The organism is Subsaxibacter sp. CAU 1640, from assembly GCF_023156585.1.
Lineage (GTDB): Bacteria > Bacteroidota > Bacteroidia > Flavobacteriales > Flavobacteriaceae > JBPOFM01.
Map to the genome: position 1 here is coordinate 95383 of NZ_JALNMI010000004.1, position 14657 is coordinate 110039.

Below are 14657 nucleotides of genomic sequence, written 5' to 3' on the forward strand. Positions count from 1 at the left end.
AACAAGGTAATGATTTAACACTTTTTAACACTTAACAAACATTAAATCAGAAGGGTATAGGTATATGTTAAATGTCAAAATGACTGAAAAATAGTGTTTCTTTATTGAAAAATTGTCAGTTTTTGACCTTAAAAAGGGTTTGGTATTCTATTTGAAATGTATCAAGCAAACAAAAAATAATTGTTGAACTATAAAATTTGATAACTATGACAACTTTAGTAAAAATGCCTAGAAATGGCAGTGAAGTTTCCACTCAAAGAAACCGTTCGTCTTTACCAAGTTTATCATCTTGGGTTGACGATTTATTTGAAACAGGTTTGGGTACAGGATTTCTTTCCAATTTCAATACTGGAATGACATTGCCAGCTGTAAACATCAAGGAAAATAAAGATGAATACTTCTTGGAAATTGCCGTTCCAGGAATGAAGAAATCAGATTTCAATATCAATGTAGAGAATAAAGTGTTATCTATTTCTTCTGAAAAAAGTGAAGAAACGGTTAATGAAGATGAAAACTATACTCGCAAAGAGTTTGGTTATTCATCCTTCAAAAGAACTTTTACATTGCCAGACACTGTAGAATCAGAAAACATCAACGCGAAGTATAATGATGGCATTTTGACCATTCATTTACCAAAACGTGAAGAGGCTAAAGAAAAGCCTGCCAAACGAATAGATGTTTCCTAATTGATACTATTTATTCGGAACATTTAAAAGAGAGACCAACACGGCTTCTCTTTTTTGTTAAATGTTTTCAACAATGGCAACCAACAACTGCTATTATGTCTTAATTTTGTACGAATTTTTTATTTGAAGAAAACCGCTGTATGTCAGATATCATAGAATTAGAAAACCAACAAGAAACCAAAAAGAATCTTTACGATTATCAGCTTGCTGACCTCAATCGTATTTTTGAGGTATTCGATAATTCGAAGGACAACTTCAACCTGTTGTACCAATTACCAACAGGAGGAGGGAAGACGGTTATTTTTTCTGAAATCGTACGTAGATATATTCAGAACCACAATAAAAAAGTGGTCATTCTTACACACCGAATTGAGTTGTGCAAGCAAACTTCAAAAATGCTTACCAGCTTTGAAGTAAAAAACAAAGTCATCAACAGCAAGGTAAAAGAGCTTCCAGACCAAGACCAATACAAATGTTTTGTGGCGATGGTAGAAACGCTCAACAACCGTTTGAATGATAAAAAGTTAAAGCTCGATGATGTAGGGCTCGTAATCATTGATGAAGCGCATTACAATTCCTTTAGAAAACTGTTCAAGTTTTTTGAGAAGTGTTTGATTCTTGGGGTAACGGCAACGCCTTTAAGTTCCAACATCAAGCTTCCTATGAAGGATAATTATGATAAATTAATTGTTGGTGATGACATTTCGACTTTAATCAAGAATGGATTTTTGGCACAGGCCGAGATGTACAATTTTGATGTGGAATTAAACACTTTGAAGATCGGTATCAACGGTGATTATACCGTTAAATCATCAGAAGCACTCTATACCAATGCCCATATGCTTGGCAAATTGATGTTTGCATATGAAGAAATGTCCAAAGGCAAGAAGACTTTGATTTTCAACAATGGTATCAATACGTCCAAAGAAGTGTATTATACCTTTAAGCGTGCTGGTTATAACATACGTCACCTCGATAATACCTGTAGCAAGCAGGAACGCAAAGAAATTCTCAAATGGTTTAAGAATACACCTGACGGAATATTAACATCCGTAAGTATTTTGACTACTGGTTTTGATGAGCCTACTGTAGAATCGGTGATTTTGAATAGAGCCACACGTTCTTTGACCTTGTATTTTCAAATGATAGGTCGTGGATCGAGGATTCTGGACAATAAAGATAAATTTATGGTGCTCGATTTGGGGAATAATGTTGTGCGTTTTGGTCCTTGGAACCAACCTGTAGATTGGCAGCACATCTTTAGGTATCCTGATATGTACTTGGATAACATTCGTAATGACGAAGACATCGAACGCGATTTTGTGTATGTGATGCCAGATTCTATCCGAAGGAAATTTAAAAAGTCAAAGGATATTGACTTTGATATGAAGGCAGAATATAATGATGCGGTAGGAAAAGGGTTGAAGTCTTTTACAGCTATTGAGCGCTCCATTGAGCAACATTCTCAAATCTGTATCGATAACAGCGAGACCATTCAAGAGGCGCGTGCTATGACCAAACTTTTGACTGACGACATAGGTTATCGGATCAAGCAATATGGCTACTGCATTATGAACAGCACTCAAAACTATAAAGACTGGCTAATGGACGAATATGTAAGGCGTCTTCGGTTGAGTTTCAACGGAAAGTTTTAACATATTCTTTCAAATTTTAGCTCCTTTTATTCGTTAGTTTTGACATTGGGAACGGTTTTTGTTCTGTAGAGAAGGTATGGACAGAATTACATCTTCAAATAAATGGTCAATATTCATCCTAGGCTTGTGTATGCTGCTTGCTATGCCTCTTGCGGCCCAAGTGGATAGTTCATCTAAATCAATTCCTATTCCAGCGGAAGAAAAAAAAGAGGAGAAGAAGGAGGTAACACCCACACCTATGATTGTTATTCCTGAAGAGAAGCCTAGTCTTACCAAGCCAAAAGAAAACATCAGTGGGATTCCCGTAAAGAATAAAGTGACGATGAAACCATCTGAAAAGGAATTCTCGATGATGGAGAAGAGCGACCTTATTGACCCTGGTACTATCTATGAAGAGAAATGGACCAACGAAAAACGCAAAAGACAGCTCGAGATGTATGATGACATTCCGCCTGAATTATTGGGTGATCAGTTTTTAGGTGAATTTAGAACCGACAGCGGCATGGTAACTGTGGTTTGTCGAGATTTTGGTGAGCAAGATGGCGACCTTATAATGGTCTATCATAATGATAAGGTGATTTTATCTCGATTAGTACTGACCAATGGTTACAAATCCTTCGAAATTCCGTTGGTGCCTGGCATCAATAAGATAGACTTTCAGGCCCTTAATCAAGGGAGTTTGGGCTTTAATACTGCCGAATTTAAACTGATTGATGACAAGGAGAAACAAATATCCCAAAATCAGTGGTTTCTTGCCACCAGTAAAAAAGCTACTCTAGTTATTACCAAAAATTAGGCACTTTATGCCAAAGGAAAGAATGGCCCTGTGGGAACGGCGTGCAATTCCAGTTCTTTTACTTTATCTTCAATAGCTTTGACGGTTACCACTTTATTGGTATGTATGACAAATACCGTAGGTTTAGAGCCGTTTTCGAACATAACGTCTTTGACGCCATCTAATTTCATTAAATTTTCTTCTATTTGTTTGAATTCATCAGGGTGTTTTGCATCGGTGGTGAATTTTTTTCCGTAGTTACCGGGAATGACGTTTTCTGATAGGAAACTCATAGTATGCGTGTTTATTAAATGTCTATTAAAATTAATTATTTTGATGGACTTTCCCTAACAATTTATTGATAGAAATGTATTTGATTAAGCGTCAGGCGGTGTCCCAGTGAGTAGTTTTGTCTATGTCCTAGTCTCTTTTGTTTTTCTTTTATTGGTATTCTTTGTATTATCCTTTGCATCGTCGTGGATGAGAGGATGATCTGTTTCGCCAAGACCGACTATCTTGATGATGTTTACAACAGCGTTATAGAGCATAATGACTACCGAAATAAGTGCACCACTCAATAACGATGATAGGCCCAAGGTGCTGTAATAGATAGTAGCATACCAATTGGCCGGCACATCATCTGCCTCTGTGATGGGCAGGTTGAAGAGTTGAAAGCATATCATTGCCACAATAAACACCGCAGTGTCTATGCGTGCTATGCGGAGCACTTGCGTATAATGGTCATCTTTTAAGCGCGACTTTGATGCCGAGCTGACACTTAAGAGTGTGAGCAAGAGGGCGAGGATGGTTGCCGATGCGAGCACGATGGTGTTGCAAAGGGTGTTGATGCCGGGCAGAGAGGTCTTGATGAGTATCTTGGCCTCATAGCCGCTGATACTACCAAGGATGAACGCCCCGATGCCTGTGATGATGGCCGCTACAATGCCACCGTACAAGGCACGTTGATTGTACTTTGTAAGCTTGAGCATGCTATGATGTGTTTTTTAGAGGATTGTGATACTAAATTAAGAGAAGTGTATGGGATAAGTGAACTCATTTGCGGTAATTGTTAACCTTAACGTTGAATTACATGGATTTACGGAGGAAGAATTTGTTCCGATCATGCGAGATTTTGTTTAGACGATGAGTGTTTGTGGTTTGAAGATGGAATTTAAGTTTTTTATATTTTGAATATGACTCCCAGATTTAAACTAAGATGGAAATTTTTTCCACTTTTTTGATCAGTACTATCTGTGAATCCAAGAAAATTATAATTTTCAACAACTCCTAAAACTTGTGGTGCTATATTAAACTTGTATCCAATGCCTCCATTAACTCCGAATTGTGTGGTGCTTGCCAAGCTTTTGATGTCTATATACCCATTTCCGTCGTTATAATTGGCCTCAGCTTTAGTCAAAATTCCGATTGCTGGACCATAGTGGGCATACCAGTTTCTGTTTTTTCCAAAATGGAAATTTAGGGTCAAGGGAATGGTGAGGTAGTTAGTTCTTTCTGAATATTCGTTGACGAAGATGAAAAAGTCGGTGCTGTTGGTTCCCATTTTTTGATAGAGCATGCCAGTGCGCAGGCTCCATCTACTATTAAAATGGTAATTGGCGTATGCTCCGAACTGAATTCCGTTAATGGATGATGAACCGAATAGGAAAGAATCTAATTGATATGAAATGCTGTAGCCGATGACGGGTATTATTTCTATATCTCCTTTTTCTCTAACTTGAGCATTGCATAATAAGCTGCTAATGGTCATTACAAAACAGAGTAGATACTTCATGTGTGAGTGGTTTTTCATTAGATACGGTCTTCTCTATTTGGTTGCGTGAAAATACTGACTAATTGTTGAGTTTTTTGAGTTTCTGATTTTATTGTGCGAGAATCACTTCGGCAGTTTGCACTTCGAACTCGTGTCCGAGAGTAAAGTCAGAAGCAATAACTTATGGCCGTTGTTGTAAATAGTTTTTAAACGTAATTTTCTGGATCTTCTCTGAAAGAAGTCAATTTTTCCTTATATGATTTTAAATATTTATCTAATTCTAAATAATCCATTTCACCATTATTTTCAACTTCAGATAACCATTTTGACTATTCTACTGAAGTCAATATTAAAGACATTATTCTTGTAGCAGAGTAAAATTCAGATTGTGTAAGTTCGGGAAAACGTTGAGATATTTTCGGTGGTATTTTAATGTCTGAATCCCAAAATGATATATAAGTATTTAGCTTGTTGCAACGTTTTCTGTGTATGGTTCGATGGGTGAAAATTACTTTTCAAGTATCTCCACTAGCTCCACCTCATACACCAATGTAGAGTTGGGGTGAGGGAAGCTGTGCTCTCCACTGCGTTTACTTAATGATGGTGGTACAATCAGTTTTTTGAGTTCGCCTTTCTTCATGCCTACCAATCCTTCGTCAACACCTGCGATGGCCTGGCTACCACCCACCAATACCTTTACAGGATTCGGCAAGGTACGAGAATCGAACAACAAGGAATCATTAGTGTAAGACATAGTTTCATGTATCAGCACTTCCTGTCCCACCTTGGTAGGCACGCCGCTACCTTCTTTAAGTATTTTATACTGAAGTCCTGAAGCAGTAGTTATAAAACCATCGGTTTCTTGCTTTTTATCAGAGTTGCAGTTAAAACTTATACAGCATATAAATAAAATGATTAGTACAGTCGATGTTGTAGTTTTGGTCATAGCTTTAGTTTTAGAGACTACAAGTTAAATTATTTTCAAACAGATATTCACAATATGTTATATTAATAAAAACACCTTTTAAGTTTTAAAAATTGCTTTTCAAATAAATGATAAGATAAGATGCTCACCAATATTGTTAAAACCAATGATACAAGTACTATTGCAATCCAATTTGAAACATTCAGATACTTAAAGATCTGTATGACTGACAGGATGACGATGGTATGATATAAATATAATCCGTATGTGTAGGTGCCCAATTTACTAAACCACAAATCATCTTTGATATGTATAGAATGAGATCCTAATGTGAACAATATCACTGTAGCAAACGAAAATGCCAAAAGTGAAGGATAAACATATGGCAGCCATTGCACATTGATATTAGGCAAGGTAAAAACGATAGCAATGGTCAAAGCCAAAAATAGATACTTTATAAAAAGTGGAATTTTTTCTGCATATACTATATAGGAGCCTTTACAAATAAGCATGTACGCTGGTATGGCCCCAAAAGCAAAATAATCTAGATTAGAGAATAAATCAAAGAGACCAAAGCCAAAATAGCTATAAATCGCTCTTGCACTATTCGAAATTATGATACTCATAACGATCAACAACGGAATGCGCTTAATTGGCAGAAAGTAGAATAAAAGACCCCATACTATATAAAAGTGTTCTTCTATGCACAGCGTCCACATAACCCTTAAGGGGGCTCCATCCGGAAATGAATTGGTGAGCATCATCATATAGTTTTCTCCAAATACCATCGATGTTAATAAATGGGGTTCATAGCCTTCAGTTACATATGGAATGTTGAGAGCCCTAAAGATATAAGGTGATAGATAGGCGAAGGCTATCATCAGATAAAATAAGGGCCAAATCCTTAAAATGCGTCTTGCAAAGAAATTTTTAAGAGAAATTTTTTGTGTTTGTTGCTTCTCATAGAGCAAAATATAAGTGATGAGAAAGCCACTTAAAACAAAGAAAAATGTAACTCCTATACCACCACTTTTTAGAAAAAAATCAATAAATACATTTCCAGATTTAGGCAGATGAAGTAAAAACACCAGTAGAAAAGAAAAAAATCTTAACGCATCAAATGTATGAAAGTGTTTCCTACCCATCTAAAAAATTATGTTGTAGCATTTTTTATAGTACTTCTTGATTAAATGGTGGCACACGATATCGTCATCATAATTGGGTTTAAAGATAGTAATTTAGAGATTAGACTTTAAATGAATCTCAATATCGAAAATTATATACAACTCCGCACTTTATGTCTCTAAAATCTAATCGCCCTAAAAAGCTAAAGTGCCTAACACCTCTAAAACTTCTAATAAATCAAATCTTGTCGCAAACATACTTTTTAGGGCAGGATATGTCATGTGGTAAGTTGAAACTGTCATGTTGCACGTTGGATATGTCATGTGGTAAGTTGGAACTGTCATGTTGCAAATAGGATATGTCATGTTGCACGTTGAATATGTTATGTGGTAAGTTGGATATGTCATGTGGTAAGTTGGAACTGTTATGTTGCAAGTTGGATATGTCATGTTGCAAGTTGGATATATCATGTGGTAAGTTGAAATTGTCATGTGTCACGTTCAAACAGCTTTATTACATAATCTTAATACCATCCATCATAATAAATTTTCGTAAATTTGTACAACTACATTTACGGAGTCATCCATTTATAACATCCTTTTGATGAAACATACCCATCAACCCAAAATAGTCATCATTGGCGCAGGCTTTGGTGGCATCACCATTGCAAAATCTCTTAAAAATAAACCCGTAGAAGTGCTCCTCATAGACCAGCACAACTACCACAACTTTCAGCCGCTCATGTACCAGATAGCTACAGGTGGTCTAGAGCCAGATAGTATTGCCTACCCAGTAAGGCGCATCTTCAGGGAGCAAGATAATATCAGTTTCAGAATGGCAAAAGTGGAAAGGGTAGAGGCTACCGCAAAAGTGCTGCACACCAGCATCGGCGACATCAGCTATGATTATTTGGTCATCGCCACAGGTAGTACAAACAACTTCTTTAATTTTGAACCGGTCAAAAACAAACTGCTGACGCTCAAGTCCATTCCAGATGCACTCAATATGCGCAGCTACATCTATCAAAATTTAGAAAAAGCCTTGGCAAATGATACGAGTCAACCTATTGAGGAGCTGATGAACGTCGCCATAGTAGGTGGTGGTCCCGCCGGAATTGAATTGGCCGGTGCCTTATCAGAAATGAAGCATTATGTATTGCCAAAAGATTTCCCAGATTTAGACTTCTCAAAAATGGAAATCCATCTCTATGAAATGGCACCAAAGCTGCTCTCGGCAATGTCTGAACAAGCATCCAAAAAAACGTTGCTCTACCTACAAAAATTAGGAGTCAATGTCTTCTTAAATGCGAAAGTAGAAGGTTATGATGGCAGCGTCCTGAAGATAGCCGATGCCGAAACCTTCAAAACCGAAACCGTCATCTGGACGGCAGGGGTAAAGGCGGCACCCATAGAAGGGCTTCCCGAAGCTTCCATTACAGGAGGCAGCCGTATTTTGGTTGATGAGTATAATGCGGTCAACAGCACAACCCATATTTTTGCCATTGGCGATGTGGCAGCTTGTATCACCAAAGAAAATCCAAGAGGTTTGCCTATGTTGGCGCCAGTGGCACAGCAGCAGGGCAAACACCTCACCAAAAATTTGATGCGGTTGATTAAGAACAAGCCGATGAAACCATTTAAATACTTCAACAAGGGCGTCATGGCCACCATAGGCCGTAACAAAGCCGTGGTCGATTTGCCAGGCTGGAAGTTTCAAGGTACCTTTGCCTGGTTGGTATGGATGTTCATCCACATCATGTCGCTGGTAGGTTTCAGGAACAAGGTAGGCGCTTTCTTGGATTGGATGGCCAATTACTTTACCTACGATAAACCTTTGGGTTTGATAATCAGGCCCTATAAGCGCCAGGAATGACAATTTATCAAAGCGATTATTAAATCTTTGAAAAGAGTTAAGTTGATATCAATATATTGATTATCTTCACCTCGCATTGTATCCACTGAAGTATTTTTTAGCAATCAATCTCTGCCATTGCCATTCTAAATGATGTTTTAAGTAATATAATCACCCGTAACTCATAATACATCATAAATTAAAATTTCTCAAAAACAAGAATGGCTAAATCACAACAAAGCTTTAACAAAATTGAAAAAGAAAAGGCTCGTGCTAAAAAGCGTGAGGAAAAACAGAAGAAAAAAGAAGCCCGCAAGTCTGAAGGCAGCAAGGGTGGCATCCCTATGGCTTATGTAGATGCCTATGGCAATCTCACCGACACACCACCAGATCCAAACGACAAGATCGAGGTAGATGCTGAAGACATTGTACTCGGTGTTCCAAAGAAAGAAGAAGCAGAGGAGGAAGATCCAGTACGAAAAGGCAAAGTGTCCTTTTTCGACAATTCTAAAGGCTTCGGATTCATTATCGATGCCGAAAACAATGAGAAATACTTCTGTCACATCAGTGGTTTGATTGATAAAATTGCAGAAAATGACAAAGTAGAATATGAGCTTGAAAAAGGCCTTAAAGGGATGAATGCCGTTAAGGTGAAAAAAATCTAAAGAATTTCCTGTAGTTCGATAACGTCGGAAGGTTGCATGTCTCCCAACAGATGACGCCCTATCCGAACGCGTACCAATCGCAAGGTTGGGTAGCCCACGGCATTGGTCATGCGTCGCACCTGCCGATATTTTCCTTCAGTAATCGTAATGGATAACCAAGAAGTGTCGCCGTGTCGATTATCACGAATACGCTTCGCACGTTCTGGAAGTTGAGGCGTATCGATACGGCGTACTTTGCAAGGCTTGGTTTTGTAAAATTTACCTTCAAAAGGTATGTACAGTCCTTGTTGCAGTTGCAGTAATGCATCTTCTGTTATAAATCCATCAATTTGAACATAATATTCTTTTTCTACAGAAGAACTATTGATGGTGTTGCTCACATTGCCATCAGTAGTAACCAACAACAAACCTTCAGAATCCTTATCCAATCGACCAATGGCCATAACGCCTTCAGGAAAGTTGTGGAATTCCCGAAGAAACTTGCTGTTGCGTTGATGTCTCGCATTGCTATCAAACTGACTCAAACACCCATAAGGTTTAAAAAGCTTAAAATGACGATGCATAATTACTTTAGATAGAAGCGTTCAACAAATTATAAACAAGCTCTTTAGTAATTTTTTGACCTTTCGCCTTACTTCGGATATCTTCAAACGACACCCTAAAATCACAACCTGTTTTATAGGCAGTGCAACCATAGGCGGTCTTGCCTTTAATCACAGTTCCTTTTTTGCATTTGGGGCAAGCCACTACATCAGGAACAGCAGCCTTCACCTTTTTCTTTTTCGGTTTGATGGGTTTTGCAGATGTCACTGCTGAAATGCCAGCGCTGCTGCTATCTGTACGAACTTCATACACCAAATCATCTACCATCTGCTTCATATTATTAATGAAGGCTGCAGCACTGTAAGTACCTTTTTCAATATCCTTTAATTGCTTTTCCCATTGACCCGTAAGCTCGGCGCTTTTTAGAAGTTCATTCTGTATGGTATCAATCAGCTGAATGCCTGTAGGTGTAGGTAATATTTGTTTCTTATTCCTTACGATGTATTTCCGCTTGAAAAGTGTTTCGATGATATTCGCACGCGTGGATGGTCTACCAATTCCATTTTCCTTCATTAAATCCCGTAACTCATCATCATCTACCTGCTTGCCTGCAGTTTCCATCGCTCGTAGGAGGGAAGCCTCCGTAAATTGTGAAGGTGCCTTGGTTTGTTTCTCCAAAAAAGAAGGCTCGTGCGGCCCTTTTTCACCCTTCACAAACGTAGGAAAAGCTGCGACTTCTTTTTTAGTATCGTTAAGATTTTCAAATACCACACGCCAACCTTTGCTCAACACTTCCTTTCCGGTAGCTTTAAACTTCACATCCGTAACTTTACCAATCACAGTCGAATTCGAGACTTGACAATCCTCATAAAACACAGCAATAAACCGACGTGCAATAATATCATAAACTTGTTGCTGACTTGGATTCAAAGGGCCTTCCATCCCAGTTGGAATGATGGCGTGATGATCGGTAACTTTCTTGTCATTAAACACTTTTGCTGACTTCTTGATCTTTTTGCCCAAAAGGGGAGTGGTCAACTCTGCATATTGCGTTAAATTTTTAAGGATGCCTGCCACTTTTGGATACAAGTCATTTGGTAAAAATGTGGTGTCAACCCTTGGATACGTTACTAATTTCTGTTCGTAAAGTCGCTGTACGATGTTCAAGGTGTCTTCCGCAGAAAAACCAAACTTGGTATTGCAATACACCTGAAGTCCTGTCAAATCAAACAGTTTAGGCGCATATTCTTTGCCTTTCTTTTTTGTAACAGATGTTACTTCAAAATTATGTTCCTTAACCTTGTTGGCAAGCTTTTCACCATCTTCCATTTTTAAAAAACGGCCTTCTTCATAACTGAATAAGGTATCGCGATACATAGTTTGCAATTCCCAATAGGGTTGAGGCACAAAGTTTTCAATCTCTTTGAAACGGTTCACAACCATAGCCAGAGTTGGAGTTTGCACTCTACCGACCGACAAGACTTGTTTGTGTCCACCATGTTTTACAGTGTACAAGCGCGTCGCATTGATGCCCAATAACCAATCGCCAATGGCACGAGAAAATCCAGCATAGTAGAGATTATCATACTTTTTGGAATCCATCAAATTGTGGAAACCTTCCTTGATAGCTTCAGTAGTTAAAGAAGAAATCCATAACCGCTTCACTTCACCTTTGTAATCTGCTTGGTGTAACACCCAACGCTGTATCAATTCGCCTTCTTGGCCAGCATCACCACAATTAATGACCAATTCCGCCTGGTCAAAGAGTTTCTTGACAATGTTGAATTGTTTTTGTACACCTTCATTGTCAACAACTTTGGTCATAAACTTTTCTGGTAACATCGGGAGGTTGTTCAAATCCCAGCTTTTCCAATAAGGTTTGTAGTCATTGGGCTCCATCAAGGTGCAGAAATGTCCAAACGTGTAGGTAACAGCATAACCATTGCCCTCAAAATAGCCGTCGTGTTTGGTGTTCGCACCCAATACAGAAGCGATTTCACGAGCAACACTAGGCTTTTCAGCAATACATACTTTCACGAATTACGAGGATTATTAGTTCAAAAGAAGTTGCAAATTACGGAAATTTATAAGTTTAAATAGGGTTTTAACAGTTGATAAAATACATTATTAAAACACGAATACTTATATTTATAAATTCATTGATTAACCAAACATTCCAATATGAGAACATCTGTGCTGTTAGCGCTTGTAATGAGTTGTTTGCTGATTCCAACCACAAACTATTCACAATCCAAAAGAAAAAAGAAAAATAAAGACAAGGAAGAAGCTGTTTCGCAAACGCCTCCGAAGAAAAAAGACAACGGCATCAAGGATTATAGCGAAGTCATCACAAAAGATGCAGTTACAGATGATGGACTTTTTAAGGTACACATACTAAAGGATAAATATTATTTCGAGATTCAGGATTCTCTGCTAAACAAAGATATGTTGTTGGTGAGTCGTATTGCCAAACTACCTTCAGGATTGGGTGGAGGCTATACCAATGCAGGCTCTGAAACAAATGAACAAATGATCGTTTGGGAACGCTTTCAAGATAAAATATTGATTAAGGTGAAATCATATAATGCGGTGGCCAATGATAGTTTGCCAATCAATATTTCGGTTCGTGCCAACAACTATGAACCGACCCTATATGCATTCAATATTGAAGCTTTTAGCAAAGACTCGAGCGCTGTGGTTATTGACGTTAGCAAATTTTATAATTCAGATGTAAAAGCCATCAGCGGTTTATCAAGTGGAATGCGTGAGGCATATAAAGTTCGAAATTTGGACGATTCACGCAGTTTTATTACTTCGGCCAAAAGTTTTCCATTGAATATTGAAGTCATTCAGGACTTTACCTATAATGCATCCAAACCACCCATCCATCCTGAAACGGAAACCATTAGCCTTCAAATGAATCAGTCGATGATTCTCTTACCAGAAAAACAGATGCAGCCACGACTTGCCGACCCAAGAGTAGGTTGGTTTACCGTGAATCAAATTGATTATAGCAGTGAACAATTAAAATCTGACGAAAAAACATACATACGTCGCTGGCGCTTGGAACCAAAAGACCCAGAAGCTTACAAAAGAGGGGAGTTGGTAGAACCCATTAAACCCATTGTGTATTATTTGGACCCAGCCACACCAGAAAAACTACGTAAATACATCAAACAAGGTATTGAAGACTGGCAAAAACCATTTGAAACTGCAGGTTTTAAGAATGCTATCATAGCCAAGGATCCACCAACCGTAGAAGAAGATCCGGAATTTAGTCCTGAAGATATACGCTATTCAGTTATTCGCTATGTTGCCAGCACCACAAGAAATGCTACTGGACCAAGCGTTTCTGATCCACGAACAGGTGAGATTATTGAAAGTGATGTGATTTGGTATCATAACCATTTGCGTTCCTACAGAAATCGTTATCTATTGGAAACAGGAGCAGCCAATCCATCCGCAAGAACTTTAAACACTCCAGATGAAGAAATCGGTGAAATGATGCGAATGGTAATTGCCCACGAAGTAGGTCACGCATTGGGATTCCCTCACAATATGGGAGCTAGTTGTGCCTATGATGTGGAAAGCTATCGCAATGGTGCATTTACACAAGAAAATGGTATTGCAGCCAGTATTATGGATTATGCGCGCTACAACTACATTGCGCAACCTGGAGACACTAATATCCGTTTTATTAGACAAATTGGGCCTTATGACCATTATGCTACCAATTGGGGCTATCGTTGGATTCCAGGTGCGACAACCGAAGGTGAAGTGCCAACTCTTGATGCTTGGATTATGGAAAAAGCTGATGATCCACGTTTTAAATTCGGAAAGCAGAGCAGTAGTTTTGATCCATCTGCACAAACAGAAGATATCGGTAATAATTCGATTAAAGCCAGTACTTACGGACTCAAGAACCTTAAATATGTTTCAGAGCACTTGCCAGAGTGGACCAGTGATGTCACCAATAATTATGATGATTTAAAAGAATTGTACGATGAACAATTATATGTTTGGAATCGATACATAGGGCACGTGACCACCCATATTGGTGGCGTGTATGAAGACACCAAAAAACCAAACCAAGGAGGTATTATCTATACACCAGCAACAAAAGCACAACAAAAAGAAGCGATGGCTTGGTTACACTCCAATGCTTTCAGTTTGCCAACGTGGTTATTGGACACTAAAACCTTGCAATCTACTGATTATGCAGGTTACACGGAGTTGTTCAGAAGGTTTCAAGTGAGACATTTAAATTCAGTTTTGGACTTTGACACTTTGGGACGTTTGATTGATGGAGAATTGGTAAGCGCTGAAAATTATTCGGCGTTGAATATGCTTCAAGATGTGCGTAAGGGAATTTGGAAAGAACTCGGAGTAAATTCTAAAGTAGATGTCTTCAGACGTAATCTGCAACGTGCATATATTGAAAGAATGAAGTATCTGATGACGGAAGAATTAAATCCAGAACGTACGCGGAAATATTTCAACGTGAATCAATCAGACATTAGAGCATTGGTGCGCGGAGAATTGAACACACTTAAAAATGCCATAAAAGCAAATAAAGGAAATGCATCAGACACTGAAACAAAATATCATTATGAAGATGCCATTAAACGTATTGAATTGATATTAGATCCAAAATAAATTGA

General features: G+C 38.3%; 14 protein-coding genes. 6 read left to right on the top strand and 8 right to left on the bottom strand.

What is annotated here, in order from left to right:
* The first annotated feature begins 206 nt into the window (after window positions 1–206).
* From M0G43_RS10300 to M0G43_RS10310, 3 genes are all read left to right on the top strand, one after another.
* On the top strand, window positions 207–686 hold the full coding sequence (locus M0G43_RS10300; protein WP_248025936.1) for an Hsp20/alpha crystallin family protein: 480 nt from the start codon (window positions 207–209) through the stop codon (window positions 684–686).
* Between the two features lie 140 nt (window positions 687–826).
* Window positions 827–2341 (top strand): DEAD/DEAH box helicase, encoded by a 1515-nt coding sequence (locus M0G43_RS10305; RefSeq protein WP_248025938.1) that lies wholly within the window; start codon window positions 827–829, stop codon window positions 2339–2341.
* Window positions 2342–2417: 76 nt separating this feature from the next.
* Window positions 2418–3137, top strand: coding sequence for a hypothetical protein (locus tag M0G43_RS10310; protein ID WP_248025939.1), 720 nt, complete (start codon window positions 2418–2420; stop codon window positions 3135–3137).
* Between the two features lie 5 nt (window positions 3138–3142).
* Here the strand turns inward: M0G43_RS10310 and M0G43_RS10315 are convergent, their stop codons facing one another.
* From M0G43_RS10315 to M0G43_RS15850, 6 genes are all read right to left on the bottom strand, one after another.
* A complete protein-coding gene (locus M0G43_RS10315) occupies window positions 3143–3409 on the bottom strand; it encodes a heavy-metal-associated domain-containing protein (protein WP_248025940.1) in 267 nt (88 codons plus the stop codon).
* Window positions 3410–3529: 120 nt separating this feature from the next.
* A complete protein-coding gene (locus M0G43_RS10320; protein ID WP_317231456.1) occupies window positions 3530–3910 on the bottom strand; it encodes a hypothetical protein in 381 nt (126 codons plus the stop codon).
* Window positions 3911–4296: 386 nt separating this feature from the next.
* Complete coding sequence (locus M0G43_RS10325) at window positions 4297–4908, bottom strand: outer membrane beta-barrel protein (protein ID WP_248025942.1); 612 nt, start codon at window positions 4906–4908, stop codon at window positions 4297–4299.
* A gap of 487 nt (window positions 4909–5395) precedes the next feature.
* Window positions 5396–5833 (bottom strand): FKBP-type peptidyl-prolyl cis-trans isomerase, encoded by a 438-nt coding sequence (locus tag M0G43_RS10330; protein ID WP_248025943.1) that lies wholly within the window; start codon window positions 5831–5833, stop codon window positions 5396–5398.
* Window positions 5834–5895: 62 nt separating this feature from the next.
* A complete protein-coding gene (locus tag M0G43_RS10335; protein ID WP_248025945.1) occupies window positions 5896–6957 on the bottom strand; it encodes an acyltransferase family protein in 1062 nt (353 codons plus the stop codon).
* Between the two features lie 174 nt (window positions 6958–7131).
* Window positions 7132–7428 carry a hypothetical protein gene (locus M0G43_RS15850; RefSeq protein ID WP_411039866.1) on the bottom strand — a complete coding sequence of 99 codons (297 nt, stop codon included), beginning with the start codon at window positions 7426–7428 and terminating at the stop codon, window positions 7132–7134.
* 112 nt (window positions 7429–7540) lie between these two features.
* On the opposite strand from M0G43_RS15850, the gene M0G43_RS10340 reads away from it, so the two are divergent.
* Together M0G43_RS10340 and M0G43_RS10345 are read left to right on the top strand one after the other, a co-directional pair.
* Window positions 7541–8809 carry an NAD(P)/FAD-dependent oxidoreductase gene (locus tag M0G43_RS10340; RefSeq protein WP_248025950.1) on the top strand — a complete coding sequence of 423 codons (1269 nt, stop codon included), beginning with the start codon at window positions 7541–7543 and terminating at the stop codon, window positions 8807–8809.
* Window positions 8810–9009: 200 nt separating this feature from the next.
* On the top strand, window positions 9010–9453 hold the full coding sequence (locus M0G43_RS10345; RefSeq protein ID WP_248025953.1) for a cold-shock protein: 444 nt from the start codon (window positions 9010–9012) through the stop codon (window positions 9451–9453).
* On the opposite strand, the gene M0G43_RS10350 is transcribed toward M0G43_RS10345, so the two are convergent.
* Both M0G43_RS10350 and M0G43_RS10355 read right to left on the bottom strand, forming a co-directional pair.
* Window positions 9450–10016, bottom strand: a complete 567-nt coding sequence (locus tag M0G43_RS10350) for a pseudouridine synthase (RefSeq protein WP_248025955.1) — start codon at window positions 10014–10016, stop codon at window positions 9450–9452. The genes M0G43_RS10345 and M0G43_RS10350 overlap by 4 nt on opposite strands.
* Before the next feature lie 7 nt (window positions 10017–10023).
* Window positions 10024–12033, bottom strand: coding sequence for a DNA topoisomerase 3 (locus M0G43_RS10355; RefSeq protein ID WP_248025956.1), 2010 nt, complete (start codon window positions 12031–12033; stop codon window positions 10024–10026).
* A 144-nt stretch (window positions 12034–12177) separates the two neighbouring features.
* On the opposite strand from M0G43_RS10355, the gene M0G43_RS10360 reads away from it, so the two are divergent.
* The gene (locus tag M0G43_RS10360) at window positions 12178–14652 is read left to right on the top strand and encodes a zinc-dependent metalloprotease (protein WP_248025957.1); all 2475 of its coding nucleotides are present in this window, start codon (window positions 12178–12180) and stop codon (window positions 14650–14652) included.
* Window positions 14653–14657: the final 5 nt, after the last annotated feature.

Coding starts and splice junctions, on each gene's coding strand:
- M0G43_RS10300 (WP_248025936.1), top strand. CDS start 207: ATGACAACTTTAGTAAAAATGCCTAGAAATGGCAGTGAAGTTTCCACT.
- M0G43_RS10305 (WP_248025938.1), top strand. CDS start 827: ATGTCAGATATCATAGAATTAGAAAACCAACAAGAAACCAAAAAGAAT.
- M0G43_RS10310 (WP_248025939.1), top strand. CDS start 2,418: ATGGACAGAATTACATCTTCAAATAAATGGTCAATATTCATCCTAGGC.
- M0G43_RS10315 (WP_248025940.1), bottom strand. CDS start 3,409: ATGAGTTTCCTATCAGAAAACGTCATTCCCGGTAACTACGGAAAAAAA.
- M0G43_RS10325 (WP_248025942.1), bottom strand. CDS start 4,908: ATGAAGTATCTACTCTGTTTTGTAATGACCATTAGCAGCTTATTATGC.
- M0G43_RS10330 (WP_248025943.1), bottom strand. CDS start 5,833: ATGACCAAAACTACAACATCGACTGTACTAATCATTTTATTTATATGC.
- M0G43_RS10335 (WP_248025945.1), bottom strand. CDS start 6,957: ATGGGTAGGAAACACTTTCATACATTTGATGCGTTAAGATTTTTTTCT.
- M0G43_RS15850 (WP_411039866.1), bottom strand. CDS start 7,428: ATGACAATTTCAACTTACCACATGATATATCCAACTTGCAACATGACA.
- M0G43_RS10340 (WP_248025950.1), top strand. CDS start 7,541: ATGAAACATACCCATCAACCCAAAATAGTCATCATTGGCGCAGGCTTT.
- M0G43_RS10345 (WP_248025953.1), top strand. CDS start 9,010: ATGGCTAAATCACAACAAAGCTTTAACAAAATTGAAAAAGAAAAGGCT.
- M0G43_RS10350 (WP_248025955.1), bottom strand. CDS start 10,016: ATGCATCGTCATTTTAAGCTTTTTAAACCTTATGGGTGTTTGAGTCAG.
- M0G43_RS10360 (WP_248025957.1), top strand. CDS start 12,178: ATGAGAACATCTGTGCTGTTAGCGCTTGTAATGAGTTGTTTGCTGATT.